The organism is Lonsdalea iberica (genome assembly GCF_002111585.1).
Taxonomy (GTDB): Bacteria; Pseudomonadota; Gammaproteobacteria; order Enterobacterales; family Enterobacteriaceae; genus Lonsdalea; species Lonsdalea iberica.
This window is the reverse complement of record NZ_LUTP01000005.1, coordinates 121,211-140,221: the sequence shown is the minus strand read 5'-3', so window position 1 is coordinate 140,221 and position 19,011 is coordinate 121,211. Positions and strand designations below refer to the sequence as shown.

General features: G+C 57.4%; 22 protein-coding genes. 5 read left to right on the top strand and 17 right to left on the bottom strand.

Going from position 1 to position 19,011, the window contains the following annotated elements:
• The first annotated feature begins 66 nt into the window (after positions 1 to 66).
• Positions 67 to 1,080, top strand: coding sequence for an RnfABCDGE type electron transport complex subunit D (locus AU511_RS03365; protein ID WP_094108765.1), 1,014 nt, complete (start codon positions 67 to 69; stop codon positions 1,078 to 1,080).
• A gap of 119 nt (positions 1,081 to 1,199) precedes the next feature.
• Positions 1,200 to 1,835 (top strand): endonuclease III, encoded by a 636-nt coding sequence (gene nth, locus AU511_RS03360; RefSeq protein WP_094108764.1) that lies wholly within the window; start codon positions 1,200 to 1,202, stop codon positions 1,833 to 1,835.
• Positions 1,836 to 1,891: 56 nt separating this feature from the next.
• Here the strand turns inward: nth and cysB are convergent, their stop codons facing one another.
• Positions 1,892 to 2,866: an HTH-type transcriptional regulator CysB gene (cysB, locus tag AU511_RS03355; RefSeq protein WP_094108763.1), complete on the bottom strand. Its 975-nt coding sequence runs from the start codon at positions 2,864 to 2,866 to the stop codon at positions 1,892 to 1,894.
• Positions 2,867 to 3,304: 438 nt separating this feature from the next.
• On the opposite strand from cysB, the gene AU511_RS03350 reads away from it, so the two are divergent.
• Positions 3,305 to 3,484 (top strand): hypothetical protein, encoded by a 180-nt coding sequence (locus AU511_RS03350; RefSeq protein ID WP_094102171.1) that lies wholly within the window; start codon positions 3,305 to 3,307, stop codon positions 3,482 to 3,484.
• Between the two features lie 385 nt (positions 3,485 to 3,869).
• On the opposite strand, the gene AU511_RS03345 is transcribed toward AU511_RS03350, so the two are convergent.
• The 16 genes from AU511_RS03345 to AU511_RS03275 all read right to left on the bottom strand — a co-directional run bounded on the left by AU511_RS03345 (position 3,870) and on the right by AU511_RS03275 (position 15,451).
• Positions 3,870 to 4,682, bottom strand: coding sequence for a hypothetical protein (locus AU511_RS03345; protein ID WP_094108762.1), 813 nt, complete (start codon positions 4,680 to 4,682; stop codon positions 3,870 to 3,872).
• Positions 4,682 to 4,846, bottom strand: a complete 165-nt coding sequence (locus tag AU511_RS17380) for a hypothetical protein (protein ID WP_167371990.1) — start codon at positions 4,844 to 4,846, stop codon at positions 4,682 to 4,684. Before AU511_RS17380 ends, AU511_RS03345 begins: the two co-directional genes overlap by 1 nt.
• Before the next feature lie 160 nt (positions 4,847 to 5,006).
• Positions 5,007 to 5,378, bottom strand: coding sequence for a hypothetical protein (locus AU511_RS03340; RefSeq protein WP_094108761.1), 372 nt, complete (start codon positions 5,376 to 5,378; stop codon positions 5,007 to 5,009).
• Entirely contained in the window at positions 5,375 to 5,560 is a 186-nt protein-coding gene (gene hrpT, locus AU511_RS03335) for an HrpT family type III secretion system protein (RefSeq protein ID WP_094102167.1), read from the bottom strand. Before hrpT ends, AU511_RS03340 begins: the two co-directional genes overlap by 4 nt.
• Before the next feature lie 18 nt (positions 5,561 to 5,578).
• Positions 5,579 to 7,630 (bottom strand): type III secretion system outer membrane ring subunit SctC, encoded by a 2,052-nt coding sequence (gene sctC / locus AU511_RS03330; RefSeq protein WP_094108760.1) that lies wholly within the window; start codon positions 7,628 to 7,630, stop codon positions 5,579 to 5,581.
• The gene (locus AU511_RS03325) at positions 7,623 to 8,057 is read right to left on the bottom strand and encodes a type III secretion system chaperone (RefSeq protein WP_094108759.1); all 435 of its coding nucleotides are present in this window, start codon (positions 8,055 to 8,057) and stop codon (positions 7,623 to 7,625) included. The genes sctC and AU511_RS03325 overlap by 8 nt, the downstream gene beginning before the upstream one ends.
• Entirely contained in the window at positions 8,044 to 8,271 is a 228-nt protein-coding gene (locus tag AU511_RS03320) for a type III secretion protein HrpF (protein ID WP_026740151.1), read from the bottom strand. The genes AU511_RS03325 and AU511_RS03320 overlap by 14 nt, the downstream gene beginning before the upstream one ends.
• Before the next feature lie 241 nt (positions 8,272 to 8,512).
• Positions 8,513 to 9,109 carry a type III secretion system stator protein SctL gene (sctL, locus tag AU511_RS03315; protein WP_094108758.1) on the bottom strand — a complete coding sequence of 199 codons (597 nt, stop codon included), beginning with the start codon at positions 9,107 to 9,109 and terminating at the stop codon, positions 8,513 to 8,515.
• Positions 9,110 to 9,130: 21 nt separating this feature from the next.
• A complete protein-coding gene (locus AU511_RS03310) occupies positions 9,131 to 9,766 on the bottom strand; it encodes a hypothetical protein (protein WP_094108757.1) in 636 nt (211 codons plus the stop codon).
• Between the two features lie 3 nt (positions 9,767 to 9,769).
• Positions 9,770 to 10,546 (bottom strand): type III secretion system inner membrane ring lipoprotein SctJ, encoded by a 777-nt coding sequence (sctJ, locus tag AU511_RS03305; RefSeq protein WP_094102161.1) that lies wholly within the window; start codon positions 10,544 to 10,546, stop codon positions 9,770 to 9,772.
• Between the two features lie 10 nt (positions 10,547 to 10,556).
• On the bottom strand, positions 10,557 to 10,925 hold the full coding sequence (locus AU511_RS03300) for an EscI/YscI/HrpB family type III secretion system inner rod protein (protein ID WP_094108756.1): 369 nt from the start codon (positions 10,923 to 10,925) through the stop codon (positions 10,557 to 10,559).
• A gap of 83 nt (positions 10,926 to 11,008) precedes the next feature.
• Positions 11,009 to 11,278, bottom strand: a complete 270-nt coding sequence (locus AU511_RS03295) for a type III secretion system major pilin HrpA (RefSeq protein WP_476738469.1) — start codon at positions 11,276 to 11,278, stop codon at positions 11,009 to 11,011.
• A 68-nt stretch (positions 11,279 to 11,346) separates the two neighbouring features.
• Positions 11,347 to 12,309, bottom strand: coding sequence for a sigma 54-interacting transcriptional regulator (locus tag AU511_RS03290; RefSeq protein ID WP_094108755.1), 963 nt, complete (start codon positions 12,307 to 12,309; stop codon positions 11,347 to 11,349).
• A gap of 284 nt (positions 12,310 to 12,593) precedes the next feature.
• Positions 12,594 to 13,232 (bottom strand): response regulator, encoded by a 639-nt coding sequence (locus AU511_RS03285; protein WP_094099927.1) that lies wholly within the window; start codon positions 13,230 to 13,232, stop codon positions 12,594 to 12,596.
• A gap of 56 nt (positions 13,233 to 13,288) precedes the next feature.
• Entirely contained in the window at positions 13,289 to 14,752 is a 1,464-nt protein-coding gene (locus AU511_RS03280) for a PAS domain-containing sensor histidine kinase (protein WP_094108754.1), read from the bottom strand.
• 153 nt (positions 14,753 to 14,905) lie between these two features.
• Positions 14,906 to 15,451, bottom strand: coding sequence for an RNA polymerase sigma factor (locus AU511_RS03275; protein WP_094099925.1), 546 nt, complete (start codon positions 15,449 to 15,451; stop codon positions 14,906 to 14,908).
• 304 nt (positions 15,452 to 15,755) lie between these two features.
• Here AU511_RS03275 and sctW point away from each other — a divergent pair, with 304 nt between their 5' ends.
• Together sctW and sctV are read left to right on the top strand one after the other, a co-directional pair.
• A complete protein-coding gene (gene sctW, locus AU511_RS03270) occupies positions 15,756 to 16,904 on the top strand; it encodes a type III secretion system gatekeeper subunit SctW (RefSeq protein WP_094108753.1) in 1,149 nt (382 codons plus the stop codon).
• Between the two features lie 3 nt (positions 16,905 to 16,907).
• Positions 16,908 to 19,010, top strand: coding sequence for a type III secretion system export apparatus subunit SctV (sctV, locus tag AU511_RS03265; protein WP_094108752.1), 2,103 nt, complete (start codon positions 16,908 to 16,910; stop codon positions 19,008 to 19,010).
• The last annotated feature ends 1 nt before the right edge of the window (position 19,011 follow it).

Here is a 19,011-nt window from a genome sequence, read left to right as displayed (position 1 = left end):
AAGGCACGAAAGGCCGCGCAGGCATTGCAGAGATCTCAAACGGAACCCAAGTCTCAAGAGGAATAAATGGCTTTCAGAATTGCGAGCGCGCCGTTATTGCATCAACGGCAGACGACCTCCGGCATTATGCGATGGGTGATCTTGGCCTGCGTGCCGGGTATCGCCGTACAGAGTTATTTTTTCGGCTGCGGCACGATTATTCAGATAATGCTGGCCCTGGTGACGGCGCTTGTCGTCGAGCCAGTGACATTGTCACTTAGGAGACATACCGTCGCTGCTACGCCTAAAGACAACTCAGGCCTTCTGACCGCGGTACTGCTCGGTATTATTATGCCGCCGCTAGCGCCATGGTGGTGGGCCGTCCTTGCCACAGCGGTAGCCGTCAGCGTGAAACAGATCTCCGGGGGTTTAGGGCATAATCGCCTCAATCCTGCTATGGCGGGCTATGTTCTGCTGGTGCTAGCATTCCCCATTTCGATACACCACGGCTTCTCAGCGGGCGAACCCCAAGATGTGATCAGCACGCTACAGACCCTGTTCTCCAGTCAACACGCGTTCGCACCGTTCGAACGCTTCGCGGTCCCGTCTCTTGCGTTCAATACCGGTGTCGCCACACTCCCTGCGGGAGAACCGCTTGCCACGCTGTTCGACGACAGCACGTTCAACGGGTTTTCCACCTCATTGCGCTGGGTGTGGATCAATCTGGCTTTTCTGGCTGGGGGGCTGTTACTGCTGGCTCGGGGCATCATTCGCTGGCAAATCCCCGTGAGCTTTTTGCTGGCGCTGTCGCTCTGCGCGCTCGCAGGCCGACAGATTCAACCTGAAGTCTGCGCCCCACTGTCGCTGCATCTGTTTTCTGGCTTTACGTTACTGGCGGCTTTTTTCATCGTCACCGATCCCGTCACTTCGGCGACGACGGGTCAAGGGCGTCTCCTGTTAGGCGCACTGACCGGCGCGTTGGTTTGGGTTTTCCGAACCTATGGCGGTTATCCTGAAGGGGTGGCTTTCGCGGTGTTGTTGGGAAATCTTGCCGTTCCCCTGATTGATGGTCTCACGCAACCCCGGATATCGTCTTATTAACGTTGAACGCTATAATGCCGGCGCTGAGCGGCAATCTCGCGTGCTGGGGAGCGTCGTCGTAAACGCCTCCCCGGCACACACGCCATTGCGGTCTTTGAAGAAGGCTTTACTGCATCACTATGAATAAAGAAAAACGAATCGCCATACTGAAGCGATTGAGGGAAAACAATCCTGAACCAAGGACCGAGCTTCATTACACCTCGCCCTTTGAGCTGTTGATCGCCGTTCTGCTCTCGGCACAGGCCACGGATGTCAGCGTGAACAAAGCGACCGCCAAGCTTTATCCGGTCGCCAATACGCCGGAAGCCATGCTCGCGCTGGGTGTGGAGGGGGTGAAAAGTTATATCAAGACGATTGGGCTGTTCAACAGCAAGGCGGAAAACGTGATCAAAACTTGCCGGATGCTGATTGAGCATCACCAGGGACAGGTGCCTGAAAATCGGGCCGCGTTGGAAGCCCTCCCCGGCGTCGGCAGAAAGACGGCGAATGTCGTGCTGAACACGGCATTTGGTTGGCCGACAATCGCCGTCGACACGCATATTTTTCGCGTCAGCAACCGTACCGGTTTTGCGCCCGGAAAAACGGTGGAGCACGTAGAAGAGAAACTGTTGAAAGTGGTGCCGGCGGAATTCAAGGTGGACTGCCACCACTGGTTGATTCTGCACGGGCGCTATACCTGCATCGCCCGCAAACCGCGCTGCGGTTCCTGCCTGATAGAAGATCTCTGTGAATACAAAGAGAAGATCGACGTCTGAGAAAGGGTTATCACGGCCGAAGATTGAATCCTTTGACCGTGAGGAGCTCAGCGCCTTTATTTGACGGGCAACACCACGTCTTTAAACATCGCTTCGATCTCTTCATTCGAGCGCAGCGCGATGGCGGTATCCACCACATCACGCGTCAAATGAGGGGCAAAACGCTGGATAAAGTCGTACATGTAGCTACGCAGGAAAGTACTGCGTCGAAAACCGATTTTGGTGGTGCTGTAACTGAAGATATCGTCGGCATTCAGTTTGACCAGGTCGGGATCCGTCTGCGTGTCGACCGCCATATTCGCGATAACCCCCACGCCAAGTCCCAAACGAACATAGGTTTTGATGACGTCGGCATCCGTTGCGGTGAAAACAATCCGCGGCGTCAGTCCCGCGCGGTTAAACGCCGTATCCAGCTCTGAACGTCCCGTAAATCCGAAGGTGTAGGTTACAATCGGATAAGCCGCCAGCTCTTCAATAGTGATATCGGTTTTCGACGCCAGCGGATGATCGGGCTTGACCACCACGGCGCGGTTCCAGTGGTAGCAAGGCAACATGATCAGATCTTCATAGAGATGCAACGCTTCGGTGGCGATGGCGAAGTCCGCCGAGCCTTTTGCCACCGCTTCCGCAATTTGTGTGGGCGAGCCTTGATGCATATGTAAGGACACGCGCGGATAGCGATCGATGAAGCCTTTGATCACATCGGGTAATGCGTAACGCGCCTGCGTATGTGTGGTGGCAATATACAGCGAACCCTTATCGGGATAGGTATGTTCACCAGCAACCGCTTTGATGGCTTCGACCTTGGACAGCACCTCGCGGGCAATACGGATTATTTCCTGCCCGGCAGGCGTCACCTGCGTTAAATGCTTCCCGCTGCGTGCAAAAATCTGAATCCCCAACTCATCTTCCAGCATCCGGACTTGTTTACTGATGCCCGGCTGGGAGGTGTAAAGGCCTTCCGCTGTAGAGGATACGTTCAGGTTGTGATTAACAACTTCAACAATATAACGAAGCTGTTGCAATTTCATAATTTATCCCATTCTAAATTGAATAGTGCGCACGACATCTTATGTTTGGACGTTTATTGCAATGACAGACTACTACATCAACTACAACGGCATAAATCGCTGCCATATAAATGCAATTTAATCATAAGCACATTTTTTATATAACTTATTTTTTACTTTGTTCGGAAAAAGTCGACTTATCAACGCCATGTTACCCCATGCCTGGTTTCCCGGCTTCAGGTAGATAACGCGACTTTTCATCTAATCCCAAAAAAACGATGTTTTTTTGACCTTGCACAGCTTTTGAATTTATCGAAATAGCAGTCCGGGCCGAATTTCACATCCGGCCGCGAAGAGATGAAGGTAATAGAAGAGGAGAACGCACCTTAATCAAGCAAACAATGCCTTTCAGCTTTAGTAAAATGTTTACATCACGTAAAACAAATCAATGATCCCGTCATGAAAAAAAATAAACGATTCCGCCGAATCGCCCTCATTTTGCTGCTGTTGCTCATCTATCTTTATCGCGACACCCTTAATCCATTCAAACCCGACTGTTCTGCCAAAAATCCACAGGCGTCTCAGTTGAAAGAGTGCAAAAAACCCATAAAGGAAGTCGCGCCGGGGTTTGAAATTTAGATCCCCGTCGTCCAGCCCTGCTCAGGGCGGAAGTAACAGTGGATGTGGCGAGACGACAATCGCATCCAGACCTTCGCTGCGGCTTTTCGCCGACAAGACGCACGGCTTACGCGCCGATCAGCCGTAGCGAAAAGCCGATTTTTCACAGGAAGAACGCCCGCTCCCTGACGAATCAGTCTTCAGCGCGATAGGCATCGGTGACTGGCGCAGGTCGATCGCGCCGCAGAAAAACCCCGGCTGAGCCGGGGGGAGAGCTGGACTGCATGCCAGAAAATGTCCCGTCGCCTTCGGACTGCACCGCTGCGCTGTTATCTTTGTTCGACAAACGCATCACGACGAGTTTCGGAGGGCAAGGCTTCCGACAGTGACCTTCGCCTGCTAGTGGTTAGGCCGCCAGCTTTGACAGCGAGAGGTTAGTGATCTTCTCTCCTGCGACCGCCGCATCAATGCCCAGCAGGGAACCGCCCGCGCCGCGCAGAGTCAGATTGGTGTTTCCGTTGTCGCCTCCCAGCGCGCTTTTCACCATGCCGACGGCCTGTTTGAACTTATCCATACTTTCACTGGTCATCCCGTCGTCATCCGGCTTGCTCAGCGCCTGCGCCCAGCTTTTGTCGTCCTGAACCGACGACGAGGCGTTATCCTTCTGGTACTCCGGTTTGCCAAAAATTTCAGGATACTGGTCCATGAGCTGACCGATGACCTTGGCCGTGCCACGATCCTCTTTGTTGACGAAATTGCGATCCACGCCGTCCCGGTGGGTATCGATATTATTCAGCGCCTGCAAACCGGCATTTTTGCCAACGCCGGAACCGACCTCATTCCCCAGCTGGGTGAAGTCAGAAGTCGTGCTCAATCCCTGAAGACCGTTGCCGCCCAGCGATAGCGAGGACGACGTACCCGCGCTGCCGCCAGCGTTATTCCCCAGCAGTAGCGTCAGCGCATCTTTCACCCCCTGGGTATAGGCTTCCTTGTTGGCCGGGGTCGCCTGACTGTCGCTCAGCAGCGCGCCGCTGTTGACGCCCTGACTCAGCGAATTGACCGTATCGCTGCCGAGCAGATTCTGCAGCGCCTTAGCGAAAAGTTTATCGACGGCTTCCGTATCCTGAGTGTCGATGGGAGACAGCCCGCTTTTCGTTCCTGTGCTGCTGTTCTCCAAACCGCTCTGCGTGTTATCCGACTGGCCTTTACTGGTAAACATCAGGCCGTCAGCAGGTCGGCCAGTTTATCAATAGTGCTGCCCAGTTGATCGGCGCTAGCGCTCTGCGTTCCCGTCCCGCCGGACAGAGAGCGGTAGCCATCAACCCCCGAGGCTTGAGAACTTAAATCCGCGCCGGGGGTGGTCTTGATTGATAGTTGAATCATGCTATTTCCTTATCCATTTGATGAGTCGTGGCAATGTCCTGCTATGACGTGCGCAACGCCGCGTCATAACGCCAGTACCTGCGGCAACCGCCTGTGCGGTACTGCTAAATGAGTGAGCCAACGCAGAAAACAGTTCCTCTCTGTGATGATTTCCTCGCGATCAATCAGTCCTTTCGAGTGCTTCCAGCTCCACGCCCGCCAGCTGAAACAGCTCACGCAGCACCTGCGGGTATTCCACAGCCGGTTGCCGAAGCTGCCATCCAATCGTCAACACGTTGGTTCCCTGCAGGAAAATGTGAGCGCCTTCAGTCTCGGCATCACTGTCGTAGCGACGACCCAAAATCTGTCGCAGCAAACCGGGATATTGCCTGCCCGGCGCGATCGATAGCTCCAGCGCCCAGCCGTCGATCTCCCCGAATTTGAACCGTAGTTCAACGCCGGACTGCGGTAGCCAACGGGTCGGCTGCTGACGGTTCATGGCGGCGATAAATGCGGCACCGCTCTCAACATCGGTTAACGTACTTTCCGTCATGGCAGCGCGACCTGGGTAAAATCAGCCGCGCCAGTGCGCAGGTCCGCCTGCCACCAGATCACCAGTTGATGGTTTTCGGGCTGGGGACGACAGGAAACGTCCGCACACTGGGCCGGCGGCGTTTTAGCCGTACAGGCGCTCAGCAACAGCGCAAAACAGCACGAGAACAACTTGGGATACATGCTTTTCTCCTTAAAGCATCAGGGTTGGATCAGGGAAGGACGCGTCGGCGCAGCCAGACGGGCCGGCAGCAGCGCAAGGTAGACTTCGGTCGACTGTCCCGGCGCCAACGTCGTTCTTGGCCAGGCCGCGACCGCCAGCGTGCGACGCCCTTGGCAGGTCGCCTCATCAAAGCGCAGTGGCTGCAACCCGCGGTTTTTCACCACGCCAACCGCCAGCGTGACGGCATCATTGCTATACCACTGGTGACGGCCGCTTTCGTAGACCAAACCGCGCGCGCTTCGGCAGACCTCATTAAGGCGGCTGCCTGCGCTATCGGCGTGAAATCCGGCAGGCGTCTGACCGCTGGCCAGATCGCGTAGCCCATTCTCCACCATGCCGTAGAGATCGGTTTTGCTATTGCGCTGCGTGACTCGGCCCATCACTGCCTGTAGCTGCCGGCGATTATCCTGAGAAACGTAGCGGGTAGGATCGTTCTGATCGCCGATAAGATGCGGCGTGAGGATAAACAGCCGCTCGCGGCGGGAGACCTCATGCCGCCGGGAGGTAAACAGTTTGCCAATCCACGGGATATCGCCCAGTAACGGCACCCTTCGGTCCCGGTCGCCGCTCTCCTCGACGTGAAAACCGCCCAGCACCAGCGCACGATTTTCGCCAATCAACGCCTGGGTGCTGACCGTACCGCGTTTCACACCGGAGGCGTTGCCCTCCGCGTTCGTCTCTAACTGACCATCCTCGATGTCGATCACCAGTTGGATGCTGCTCTGGTCGCCTGTTCCAATCACTCTCGGCGTCACCTGCAGGCTGGTGCCCGCCGTGACTGGCTGAATGTCAGCTACCCGCTCGCCGGTCGCAGTAATAAAGGCGGTGCGGCTGAAGTCCACCACCGCAGGCTGGTTTTCCAGTGTCAGCACCGAGGGGTTTCCCACGATCGAGGCGGTGCCCTCGCCTTCCAGCGCCTGAATATCGGCGAAGAACCGTTTGAAATCGCTGACGAAGAGCGTGCTGGAGCCAGACATTAGGCTGGCGCCCCCGGTCACCGCGCCCAACTTGCCCTGCCAGTTCGCTTCCAGCCTCGAAAGCGCGGTGCGGTCGACGTCAAGAATAACCGCATCGATATTGACCAGATTTTGCGGGATATCGATGCTGTCGATGAGCTGCTGATATTCCGGGCGCCGTTTCTCGTCATCCCGAATCAACAGCGCGTTATTGCGTACGTCGGCAGAGACCTTGCCATCAAGCGCCGGTTTACCGACATGGCTGCGGGGAGGCGTGCGCGTTGCCCAGCGCGTCAGCACGTTGCGCGACTCGCTCTCCATCGCTTTGTTGGCGTAGCCGGTCGCCGGTTCGCCCCCAGCCGCGGCATCAGCCCCGTTATTGGCGGCCGTGGCCCCGACGGGCGGAGTCCGATTGCCATCCATTAACTCGTTCAAAATGGTGGCGACGCCTGGGATCACCAACGTCTGGTCGCGATAGTGAATAGTGCGGTCGGACACCGCAGCGAAGCGCAGCGGAAAATTCATCACCTTGTGGCGCTCTTCCCGACTTTCACGTTTACGGGCGAAGCGGCTGACCAGATTGACGTACTCCTGAGGCCCGGTAACCAGCACCACGCCCTCTTCCGGCAATTCCCCCCAGCCAAAGTGCGGGTTGAGCAGACCGATACCGGTCAGTGCCTGCTTCAGATCGGGCACGCCTTCCGGCGAGACCTCCAGACTCACCGACGTTTGTTCGTCCTGTGGACTGACATACAGCCTATTGCTGTACACAAACCATTGAAAATGATGCTCCAACGCCAGCCGGTCGATAAAGGCCACCGGACTGTCCGCCCGAATTTTGCCGTTAACCTCGCTATCGGGAAGCGGACCGAGTATCAGTTCAACACCGTGACTATCGGCAAAATCTTGTAACACCTGCGATAACGGCGCGTTTTCCGCCGAATAGGCATAAGCGCCCTTATTCCACGACGACGGCGTTGCGGCATGCGCTAACGGCACCATGCCGAGCAACACCAGCGACCAGCACAACAGACGGTAAAGCGTGAATAGACATGAACAGATCAGGTTACGCATGCCAATCTCCTTGCGACCAGGCCAGCGTGTGTAGGTTAGTGACCGGAAAGGCGGGGTTGCGGCGTTCCGGAAACAACAGCCCCTGCCAGGCATCCCGTTGATTCACCAGGGTTTCCAGCACGCGGCAAAGCGCCTGAGGCGCGTCCGGTTCGTGGCGCATCAATAGCCAGAGTTGTTTGTCCCCTTCGGCGTAGGCCAGCGCCGCCGCCTGCCAGCCGCCTCGCTGCAGCGAGGCGGCTGAAAACACCAGCGCCCGCTGCAATAAGGCATCATCCACCTCGTTCCCCAACGTCAACCGCGCCGAACAGCCAATGCCGCGCGGATAGCGGGTCAGCACAACCGGCCCGCCGTCAATATCGAGCGAGAGCGGGCCGTCCACGCCGTTCAGCCAGTGTTCAATGAGGTGAATGAGCTCAATTGAAGTCATTGATGATGGCCTTGGCCAGACCGTGCTTAACGCTCAGCAGCTGTCCGGTCGCCCAGTTGGCGTTGGCGTAGTCCATGCTGGCTTCAAAAAAGGCATGACTGTCCGCCATGTTTGCGCCCCCTTCCGCCACATTCAGCGCCATCGCATCCAGCTGCGACTGCGCATCCACAAACGCGGTATCCAGCCGACGCTGTAATCCCACCGATGAAGACATGATGCATACCTCTGTGAGTTGTTGAACCTGCCATTAGGTGGTCAGCCATCAGCGGCGGTTCCAGAGGAGGGGAAAAGTTTGAATGAGGAGGCACAACATCAAGGGATCGTGGCATAACACCCGCCACGCCGCCCCTCACCCATCATGCGCGAAGGGTCGGCATCCCATCAGCACGCGGGGCCGACGGGCGATTAGCCAATGAGGCGTCGGGAAGTCCGACGCCACGCGACGCCCGTAAAGGCTAAGGCGTAGAAGCAGGCGCAGGGATCAGCTGTTCCACCGCGCGGCGCCAGCTCAGATTCATGACGCCTTGAGGCGTCATGAGCTGCAGTTCATCTTTATTCAACACGTCGTCGATGGCGAGTTGCCATCCCAAATGCGAGTGATTTTCCAGCCACTTCGCCACTTGCACCTGCTGATCGGGATGACAGTAAAGCACGCCGCGCCCTTCGCCGCTTTGATGGCGTAACAGCTGGCGCAGCAACGCGGAGGTACGCTGCTCGTCCGGTACATCTTGCACTAGCTGGCGCATCGCGTCGTTCAGCACCTGTCCCGCCCGTTCGGCCATAAAGGCCTCCAACTGCTCCCTCTCCTGTTGCCATCCGCGCAGGATGTCGTCCGCCTGTCGCATAAAACGCGCCTCAGCCTGACGAATCGTCCGCCCCGCCTCGGCTTCTGCCCGGCTCTCAGCGGCCGCCAACAAATCCTTCGCTTGACGTTTGGCGGTCTCGATCACCTGGAGCCCCCGTTGATGTTGGTGCAATCGGTCCGCTTTAATGACCGTGTCTTCCTCGGTATCCCTACCATTAATTAGCCTCAATTGTTTTCGTGTCAGCATACAGATTCCCTTTTTTCCATCTCACTCAAGCCTCATTTTATGACGAACAAACACGCCGACGTCGTCACCGTCCGGCGCAGCGCTAAAGCGCGCTTTCCATATCGCAGCGTCGCACAGCGCGTTCACTCGACTTACGGGCAACGCCGCTGTGGGCGTATCCTCAACACCGACGCTCAATGAGCGAGGAAACAGCAGTCGAACACGCGGCCAGGCGGCTGCGGATAAACAATGGCGCAGCAAGCAGAGCGCATCGCTCTGCCGCCGTGCGGTAAAATTCACGTTTTCGGGCAGCCAAAGCCCAGGGCGCAGCGCTTTCGCCAGCCGGCGGCACCATTGCGACGGGGCCGGCGGCAGGGGGTGCTCCGGCGCGCGGCAAATAGACGCGATCAGCTCAAGCGCCCAAACGCGCTGGTCCGGCGTCAGAGCGATCAGTGCCCACAACGCCTCCGAGGGCAGCTCCGGCAGACTTTCCGGCAGGCACCAACGCGCGCGCAAACACGCATGCTGCTGCGGGGCCAGACTCTCCATCGCCGTTCGTCCTCCCGCCAGCCCCGCATCAACCTGCCAGCTACCGTCCGCCTCCAGGATGCAACCGTAGGCCCACCAGCGGACCCATCTCAATTGCGCCTCCCGGCTCATCCCCTCGAGGAGCGTCATCGGTCAGGACTCCTGCTTCGGCGGCTTTTTTCGCGCTTGCTGTTGCCGCCACCAGGGCTTCGCCAGCAGTCCGCCCACGCCTCCCGCTATCACCAATGCCAGAAAAAGACCGGCCCACAGTAGGTGATTGACCCCTTGCGGCGTCAGCTTCAGCGGTCCCAGCGATACCGTTTGCACGCGGTCCTGATAGGGCTTAGCCAGGGAGAAAACGATGGACAAATCTTTGTCGCTTTTTCCGCTCAGTCCTGGAATGCTGCTGGCGACCATGCGCCGAATGCGTGGCCTGATGCTGTCCGGATCCAGATCGGCGCGATATTTGATAAAGACAGCCGCCGAGGCGGGTTGAATCGGCTCGCCGGGAGCAATACGCTCCGGCAGAACCACATGAACGCGGGCGACCACAATGCCGTCGATTTGGCTAAGCGTGGACTCCACTTCTTGCGACAACGCATAGATATAGCGGGCCCGCTCTTCCAGCGGCGTTGAGATCACCCCGGTTTTCTGAAAGACCTCACCCAGATTGGTTCGGCTCTGCCTCGGCAGGCCGGCGGCATTCAGAATATTCACCGCTCGCTCGATATCGTAGGCGTCGATCAGCAACGTAATGCCGGTTTTATCGATGCTTTTCTCAGCCTCGATGTGATAGCTGCCAAGCTCGGCAATCACCTCGTTGGCGTCGTTCTCCGACAGGTTGCGGTACAGTTCCACTCGGTCGCCGCATCCCGTCAGAATCCAGACGAGCAGCAGGAGCAACCCGCGTTTGAGCGCACCGTGACGCATGGCTTCAACCTCACTGTAAATTGGTCAGTTTTTCTAGGCTTTGTACGCTTTTGGCCACGACTTTCGCATTGAGCAAACTTTCGAGATAAAACGAAGACAATGTCCTTGTGGCGTCCATCACATCCTTGGGATTATTGCTATTGATGCTTTTACCGACCTGTCGTTCGGCTTTCTGCCGAAGCCCGTCGAGGTGGCTGGAACGCCCAGCCAGCGCGTCAATCCAGACGGCATTGCCCTTTTCCGCTTCACTCGCCGCCGCGCCGGGCGAGATCGCCGCGCTAAACCACGAGATGTCTTCCGCCGCGGGCGCCGTCGTCGCGTCTTGTCCGCCCAGACCCGAAAAGGCGTGGTTCACGTCTGAAACCTGAGAAATTTTCATCTTGTTTCTGCCTCTTTTCGATGAAATTTCACCCATAAAAAACCGGGGGAATCCCCCGGCCATTCGGCTTGCAATAACGGCGATTAGAACTGGATCGACTTCGCTGTTTTAGTGCTGGCGTTCATCGCTTTGGATGCAGAATCCATCTGCATATCCGCGATGGAGTTCATCGCGTCCGTTTTTAATTTCTGGCTCTGAGCCGCCGTGGTCATGGCGGTGGTTTCCGCCATGGTTTTATCCAGAGTCTGCATTGAGGCCAGGGATGCGGCACTTGAAAGTCCAAACATGATGTTATCTCCAGTGAAATTTAGTCGTTGAGAGTGTGATGAACCGGATGACGACGACCCTGTCATCGTGTTCCTCTATTAAGTAGGAGATAGCGGTTAACGGTTCCGGATGAACACAACTTTTTCGCAGCCCGTCAAAAATCACGCGAGGGGACCTTCAATAGCTTCAAACGGTGATAGAGCGTTCGTTTAGGGATCCCCAGTTCTATCACGACGTCGTCGATGCAGTGACCGTTACGCCGCAAAGCGTCCTGAATCAGAAATTTTTCGATGCGCCGCAGTCGGTGCTTGAGCTGCGTCGGCGCCGTCCCGGCCTCAGGTTTCGACGCCAGGGGGGAAAGCCCGAGCACCCAGCGTTCCGCCGCAGCCTTAAGCTCGCGCAGGTTGCCCGGCCAGCTATGGGTCAGCAGCCGCTCATGTATCTCCCCGCACAGGGCGGGCGCCGGGCGCTGCAGCCTCTCGGCGGCGACACGCGTAAAGCGCTGAAACATAGGTAAGATGATGTCACTGCGGGAGCGCAGCGTGGGCAGCTGGATTTTGACCGTATCCAGACGAAAATAGAGGTCACGGCGAAAACGCCCCTCCTCTACCAGTTGGATAAGCGGCGTCTGTGTTGCGACGATCACACGCATGTCCACGGGCTTGAACTGCGTACTGCCCAGCCGCTCGATGCCGCGATTTTCGAGCACGCGCAACATCTTGGCCTGTAACGTCAGCGGCATGCTGTCGATCTCGTCGAGAAACAAAATGCCTTTATCGGCAGTCTCCAGGTAGCCGGCGCGCGAGCGATTGGCGCCTGTATACGCGCCGGACACCACGCCGAACAGTTCACTTTCCGCAAGATTTTCCGGGACAGCGGCGCAGTTGACCGCCACCAGCTGTCCCGAACAGCCGGAGAGCCGATGAATTCGACGTGCCAGCGTATCTTTTCCGGTCCCGGTCTCTCCTTCAAGAATGATATCGACGTCCAGCGGAGCGATATCGTTGATGAGGGCGCCTAGCTCGGCATGAATATCTTCTTCCTGGCTCTCAAAAAAAGTTCCGCAATCAATATAGGGAAGATGTCGACTCGATACATGACGGTTTCTGATGCTCATGACAACTCCTGTACCCTTGGGGGCTATCCTTATCTAGGTGGCCACAGTCAATGGCTCAGCCTGCGACTTCATTATTATGCTTACGATTTCTTAACGATTCACGCACAAAAAAAAGCAACACCTTGCGGTTACTTGACGAAGCCGCTAAAGCATTACTGTCATCGCTGCTTTAAACCATCAGTCAACTGCTGAAGTTGCTGTAGGAATAAGGAGGGGGAAAGTAGGGAAATCCTTACCCAAAAGTGTCGAGTGGTTATTTTTCAGGCTGGAACTTCAGCACCCTACTACGGGATCAATCGTTGGTTTAATGCGTATTTGACGATATCGACGTTGGAAGTGAACTGCATTTTTTCCATCAAACGCGATTTGTGGGTGCTTACCGTCTTGTTGCTGATTGCCAGCGCCTCCGCGATCGCATTGACGCCCATGCCCTGCGCCAGCATGATCATCACCTGGTGCTCCCGCGCCGTCAGCACACTATGGCTGGGGCGATCGTCCGTCAGATAATCCGCAAAGACGATTTGCTCGGCGATAGTTTGGTCGATATAGCGCGCCCCCTGCGCCACTCGACGGATAGCGACCAGCAGCGCCTCGGGATCTTTGTCTTTGGTGATGTAGCCCAGCGCGCCGCTTTTAAGCACGCGTCGCGCAATCTGCGGCTCGCTGTACATGCTCAGGACTAAAATGGGCAAGCGCGGATACTGCGCCAATACCCGGATGATCAGCTCTTCTCCGCAGATGCCCGGCATACTCATGTCCAGTAACAGCAGATCGATCTCGACCTCTCGTAACGTGATCAGCACCTGCGCCCCATTTCCCGCCTCCGCCACCACTTGCAGCGTTTCGTCCAACGCAAATATCTGTTTTAGCCCCTCCCGCATGATGACGTGATCGTCGGCGATCATTAATCGGATGAGTTTCATTCAGTAAATCTCCTAAGGTGTTGACCGTGTTTTCCCTACTGTCCGGTCGTGCGGTGTTAGCGTGCGACGGCACGCTGCGGGAACATCATGCGGATCAACGTACCGCTGCCAGGCTGGCTGGTGATCGTCACCTCGCCGCCCAACATTCTCCCGCGCTCTTTCATGCCCATCAGGCCAAACGTGTTAGGCTTTTGTTCCCGGGCGTTGAAGCCCTTGCCGTTATCCTGCACGCTTAGCACAATTAGTCCCTCCCGGTTTTCGAGCACAATAACCACCTCGCTAGCGGCGGCATGGCGGGCGATATTGGTCAGCGACTCCTGCACCACACGAAACGCGGCGGTCGCGCACTCGTCGTTCATCAAGACCTCGGGTTCCGGCGCACAGAGTTGGCACTGGACACCGTATTGGCGGACAAAGTCATCCCGCAGCCACTCCAGCGCCGGCGTCAGCCCCATGTCCAGCACGTTCGGACGCAATCGTGTCGCCACATTTCGCACGACCTGGATAGTCTTATCGGATAGCGCCATCAGATTCTGTAACGGCGTCAATAATGAGGGATTTTCTTTCGCGAATTGCATACGCAGCAGCGACAAACCGATACGCATAGACGTTAGGTGCTGCCCCAGCTCGTCATGAATTTCCCGGGCGATGTGCTTCCGCTCCTCTTCCCGAGAAATCTCACGCTGGCGCGTGAGTAGCCGCAGCTGAATGTGGGACTCCTCAAGCCGTTTCTCCGCATATCGAATCGCGGAAATATCGCGTCCGACGGTGAGAATAGAGGACAGCTGACCGTTCTGGCCGAACTCGGGGACGCATCGAATATGGTGAACGGCGCGCGGTTTATCGCCCAGCTCCTGCGTCCCCTCCTCCAGCTCTCCTTCCACGCTGCTCTGCGTGTCCACGACCAACTGCACCAGTTGCTGAATATGCTGGGCGCAGCAGGCATCCGGCATCAGATCGGTCAGCCGATGACCGAGCAACTGATCGGCGGTGAATCCCAGATGATTCAGCGTGGCCGGATTCGCATACTGGCAGGTCATTTGCGGACCAAATCGGACGACCAGATCGGGCGTATTTTCCACCAATGCCCGGAACTCTTGTTCTCGCGCATAGGCGATATTCTCGATGTGTTTGCGCTCCCGGATATCACGCACGACGCACATACTGTATTTCCGCCCTTTGTGAATGAAATGGTTGACGCTGACCTCGACCGGAATCATCGCGCCAAATCGGCTGATATGCTGGGTTTCAAATGTCAGCCCGCGCTCCCAGTCGCGCCAGCTGTGCTGAATCAACTCCGCGCTCCGGCAAGGATCGATATCCCAGAGGTACATTTCCTGAAACTCCTGCTGGCTGTAGTGCAGCGCCCGACAGGCTTCGGCATTGGCGTAACAAAACTGGTTATGCTCATTGACGATGTAGATCGCGTCTTTGATTCGGCTAAACGCGAACGCGACAAGTTCCATCGGTGGAACCTCCTCGGTATGAGGGGATTCGGTGTGCGTAGGGGGGTATAACATAGCCATCTCCATGCTGTCGCAGATCTGCCCGGACTCCAACTCGGCGCCACGGGCAGCACGGGGTTACCGTCATCTCCCGATGACAAGGTCTGTAACCGGGTAATCAAACTGAATGACAAGTGGTTCTCTTTTGCCGCGAGGTCAAAGAAAAGCTCAGGCGTCTACGGCCTGACGCAGGAAGCCCCTGGCACGGGAAAGGCGAGACCGCACCGTACCGATCGGCATGCCTAACCGTGCGGCAATATCCTGATAGCTGGCATCAGAGTCGACCAGCATCACGAGCATATGTCGGGTCTCCTCGGGTAGATGCCTACTCGCCACCAGCACACGATGCAGGGCATGGCCCCACTCGATGATGCGACTGGGATCGCTGTCGCAGGAGAGCTTTTCCAGTTCGTCCTCAGCGGCTTCGTATGAGTGAGCTTTCGCCTGTTTGTAGTGGTTGCGAACAAGGTTCAGCGCGATGCCGAACACCCACGTTTCCGGGCGCGATGCGCCGGCGAATTTTTCGCGATTTCTGAGCACCTCCAGGTAGGTCATTTGCTGCAAGTCTTCCACATCCTCTTTGCTAGCCACGCGTTTACGAAGGAAATTTTGCAGGCGTTTGCCATGCTGCCGAAAGACCTGTTCCCAGTCTACAGCCTCAGGGTGAGATTCAATCGTGCAGACCTTTGCCGGTGACAAAACGAGTGGTTCCATTTGCTGGTTCTCCTAGGTTGCGCCGTGATTGGCGCACAGGAGATAGCAAGGCGTATGCCAGCGAGAAAAACATTATTAAGGTGTTGTTTTTAATCTATTTTTATAAATTAGACATCGCCCATTCGCGCCACATTTTGCCGAGGCTAACCGACCAAAATGCAAACGATTGCAATCATTCTGTCATCCCCGGTCCTCACATCTGGTGACAATAAGTATGCTAAGGACCAACTCGGGAACCAGATTTCTCTTAACGCCACATAACCGCATGACTTCAATTAAACGATGGATTCAGGCAGGACAGACTATGGTTGCCATTCCCCCTCTCTCTCCGGCGATAGCCAATCCGGCGACGCCCTTTAGCGCCGCGGTTGACGCGGAGACACCGACCTCCGCCCCCGCTCAGCCTTCGTCCCCGAAGGTTTCTCACGACAAAGCCATCCACGACGGGATGGAAGAAGTGTCGGCGGCCTTCGGCGAACAGATGGAGCGCAAAAGCAAGTCGCTGAACCGCAGGCAAATCAGCCAAACGCAAAACCGGATGGAAGCGAATATCGAGCGTATAGAAAAGTTGACCGAGCTGTTTCACCTATTGGAAAACCCCCGTCAGCCGACGCTGGACCAGCAGGTCCGGAGTATGCGTCAACTAATGCTCCAAACACACCCGGCCTCAGTCGATGCGCTGATACAGGCGGCGGGCGGCGATGCGGCCCGCGGCGATATCGTTCTACGCCATGTACTGGCTCAGGCCCAACAGCAGGGCGATGCGTCGCTGCAACAAGCGACCCAGTCAAGCCTGGAACGGCTTCAACAGGAGAAAGGCCCCGAGGTGCGAGCCGGACTGAACACCGCCGCCGCCATCTCCCTGTTCAGCACCGACCCGCAGCAGAAACAGATCCTGCGCGAGCTTTATTACGAACGCATCGTGCATCAGCAATCGCCGAGCTCGCTGCTGGACGCCCTGTTGGAACGCTTTGACGCCCAGCACTTCGCGGCCGGCTTGCGTACCCTGCAACGGGCGTTGGCCGCCGATATCGCCTCGCTGGCGTCCTCCATTCCGACAACCGCGCTGCGCCAGATGCTGAAACACCTCAACGATTCGCGTCAGCTGAGCCACACGCTGTCGTCCAGCCAACAGCTGTTGGAACACGACGCCCATCGCTTTCCGGCGGCAACGCTCGGCGCGGTAGAACTGACGCGACGGCTGATCGGCCTGAGCGCCAATGGCGCCTACGTTCGCGACTTGCACAATTTGGGGCGCGAAGTCGCCGGACAACATGCAACGCGGCAATTACTGTTTTTCAACGCCCTGCTGCGGCTGGTGAGCGGTCTGCCGCAGACGCTGTGGCGAGATAGCAAACATCGCCACACCGCAATGCACCTTATCCGCGGTCTGATCGGCGACCTATCCCGCCACGAGACGGACGGAAGGGCCGCCGCGCCGGGCAAGGAGTAGCAGATGCCCCTACTCATCTCCTGGCTCAACCGCATCGCCATCAGCGCCATGCAGCGTTCAGAAATCGTGGGCGCGGTGATTGTGATGGCCATTGTCTTCATGATGATCATCCCGCTGCCGACGGGGCTGATTGACGTGTTGATCGCCTTCAACATCTGCATCTCTTCGCTCCTGATCGTGCTGGCGATGTATCTGCCCAAGCCGCTGGCCTTTTCGACTTTTCCCGCCGTGCTGCTGTTGACCACGATGTTTCGACTGGCCTTGTCTATCTCAACGACCCGGCAGATTCTGCTGCAACAGGACGCGGGCCACGTGGTGGAGGCCTTCGGTAACTTCGTCGTGGGCGGTAATCTGGCGGTGGGACTGGTGATCTTCCTGATTCTGACGGTGGTGAACTTTTTGGTGATCACCAAAGGGTCTGAACGCGTGGCGGAAGTGGCGGCGCGTTTTACGCTGGATGCCATGCCGGGCAAGCAGATGTCCATCGACAGCGACCTGCGCGCTGGCCTGATCGACGCACAGCAGGCCCGGCAGCGACGCGAAAATCTCACCAAAGAGAGCCAGCTGTTCGGCGCGATGGACGGCGCGATGAAGTTCGTCAAAGGCGACGCGATCGCCAGTCTGGTGATCGTTTTCATCAATATGATCGGCGGCTTCGCCATCGGGGTGATGCAACACCAAATGGCGGCCGGCGACGCCATGCACGTCTACTCGGTATTGACCATCGGCGACGGCCTGATCGCGCAGATCCCGGCCCTGTTGATCTCCCTGACCGCGGGGATGATCATCACACGCGTCTCCGCCGACGGACAAAAGGTGGACAACAACATCGGCCGCGAGATCGCCGAGCAGCTGACCAGCCAGCCGAAGGCGTGGATTATCTCCGCCATCGGCATGTTCGGCTTTGCGCTGCTGCCGGGCATGCCGACGATGGTTTTCCTGCTTATCAGCCTGCTTTCCCTGTCCAGCGGGCTCTTTCAGCTGTGGCGGGCCAAGCAGCTCGGGCTGGCTGAGTTCAACGCGCTGGCGGCGGACAACATGCCCGCCGAGCAGAACGGTTATCAGGATCTCCGTCGGTTTAACCCCACACGCGCCTACCTGCTGCGCTTCCACACCGACTGCCGCAACGCGCCGCACGCCGCACTGCTGGTGCAGAATATCCGGCGTTTGCGCAACCGGCTGGTCTATCAGTTCGGCTTTACACTGCCCTCCTTTGACATCGAATTCACCCCTGAAATTGCGTCTGACGAGTTTCAATTCTGCGTCTATGAGATCCCCTTGCTGCGCGCCACGTTCGGTACGGCGCGCCTGGCGGTCGCCCGCCCAGAAGTGCCGCCGGAAGCCACTGAGGAGGAGGATCTGAACGCGGGCCATGCCGCACGGGACGAAGCGCACTGGCTGTGGCTACCCGCCGATCATGCGCTATTGCAACAATCGGCGTTGGCGCGCCAGACGGAAGAAGACCTCATTCTGGCGCGAATGGAAAATGCCATCCATCGAAGCGCGGCCCAGTTCATCGGCCTGCAGGAGACAAAATCCATCCTCGCCTGGCTCGAAAGCGAACAGCCGGAGCTGGCGCAGGAGCTACAACGCATCATGCCGCTCTCCCGCTTCGCCAACGTTCTGCAAAAGCTGGCGGGCGAACGTATTCCGTTGCGCGCCGTGCGCCCGATAGCGGAAGCGCTGATTGAGGTCGGCCAGCATGAGCGCGACGTCAACGCGCTGACGGATTACGTCCGTCTGCAATTGAAAGCGCAGATCTGTCACCAATACAGCCGGGACGACAGCCTGTCGGTCTGGCTATTGACGCCGGAAACGGAAGAGCTGCTGCGCGACGCCTTGCGCCAAACGCAAAACGACACCTTCTTCGCGTTAGCGCAGCACGATGCGGCCGCGCTGTTGACGCAACTGCGGGACAGCTTTCCGCCGACCACGTCGCTGTCGTCGCTGCTGCTGGTGGCGCAAGATTTGCGCAGTCCTCTACGGGCGCTGGTGCAGGACGAATTTCACGCTCTGCCGGTGCTGTCTTTCACCGAGCTGGAGTCTTATCTGTCCATCAACGTCGTGGGCCGCATCGACCTGCATGACATTCCCGCTCACCCTTAAG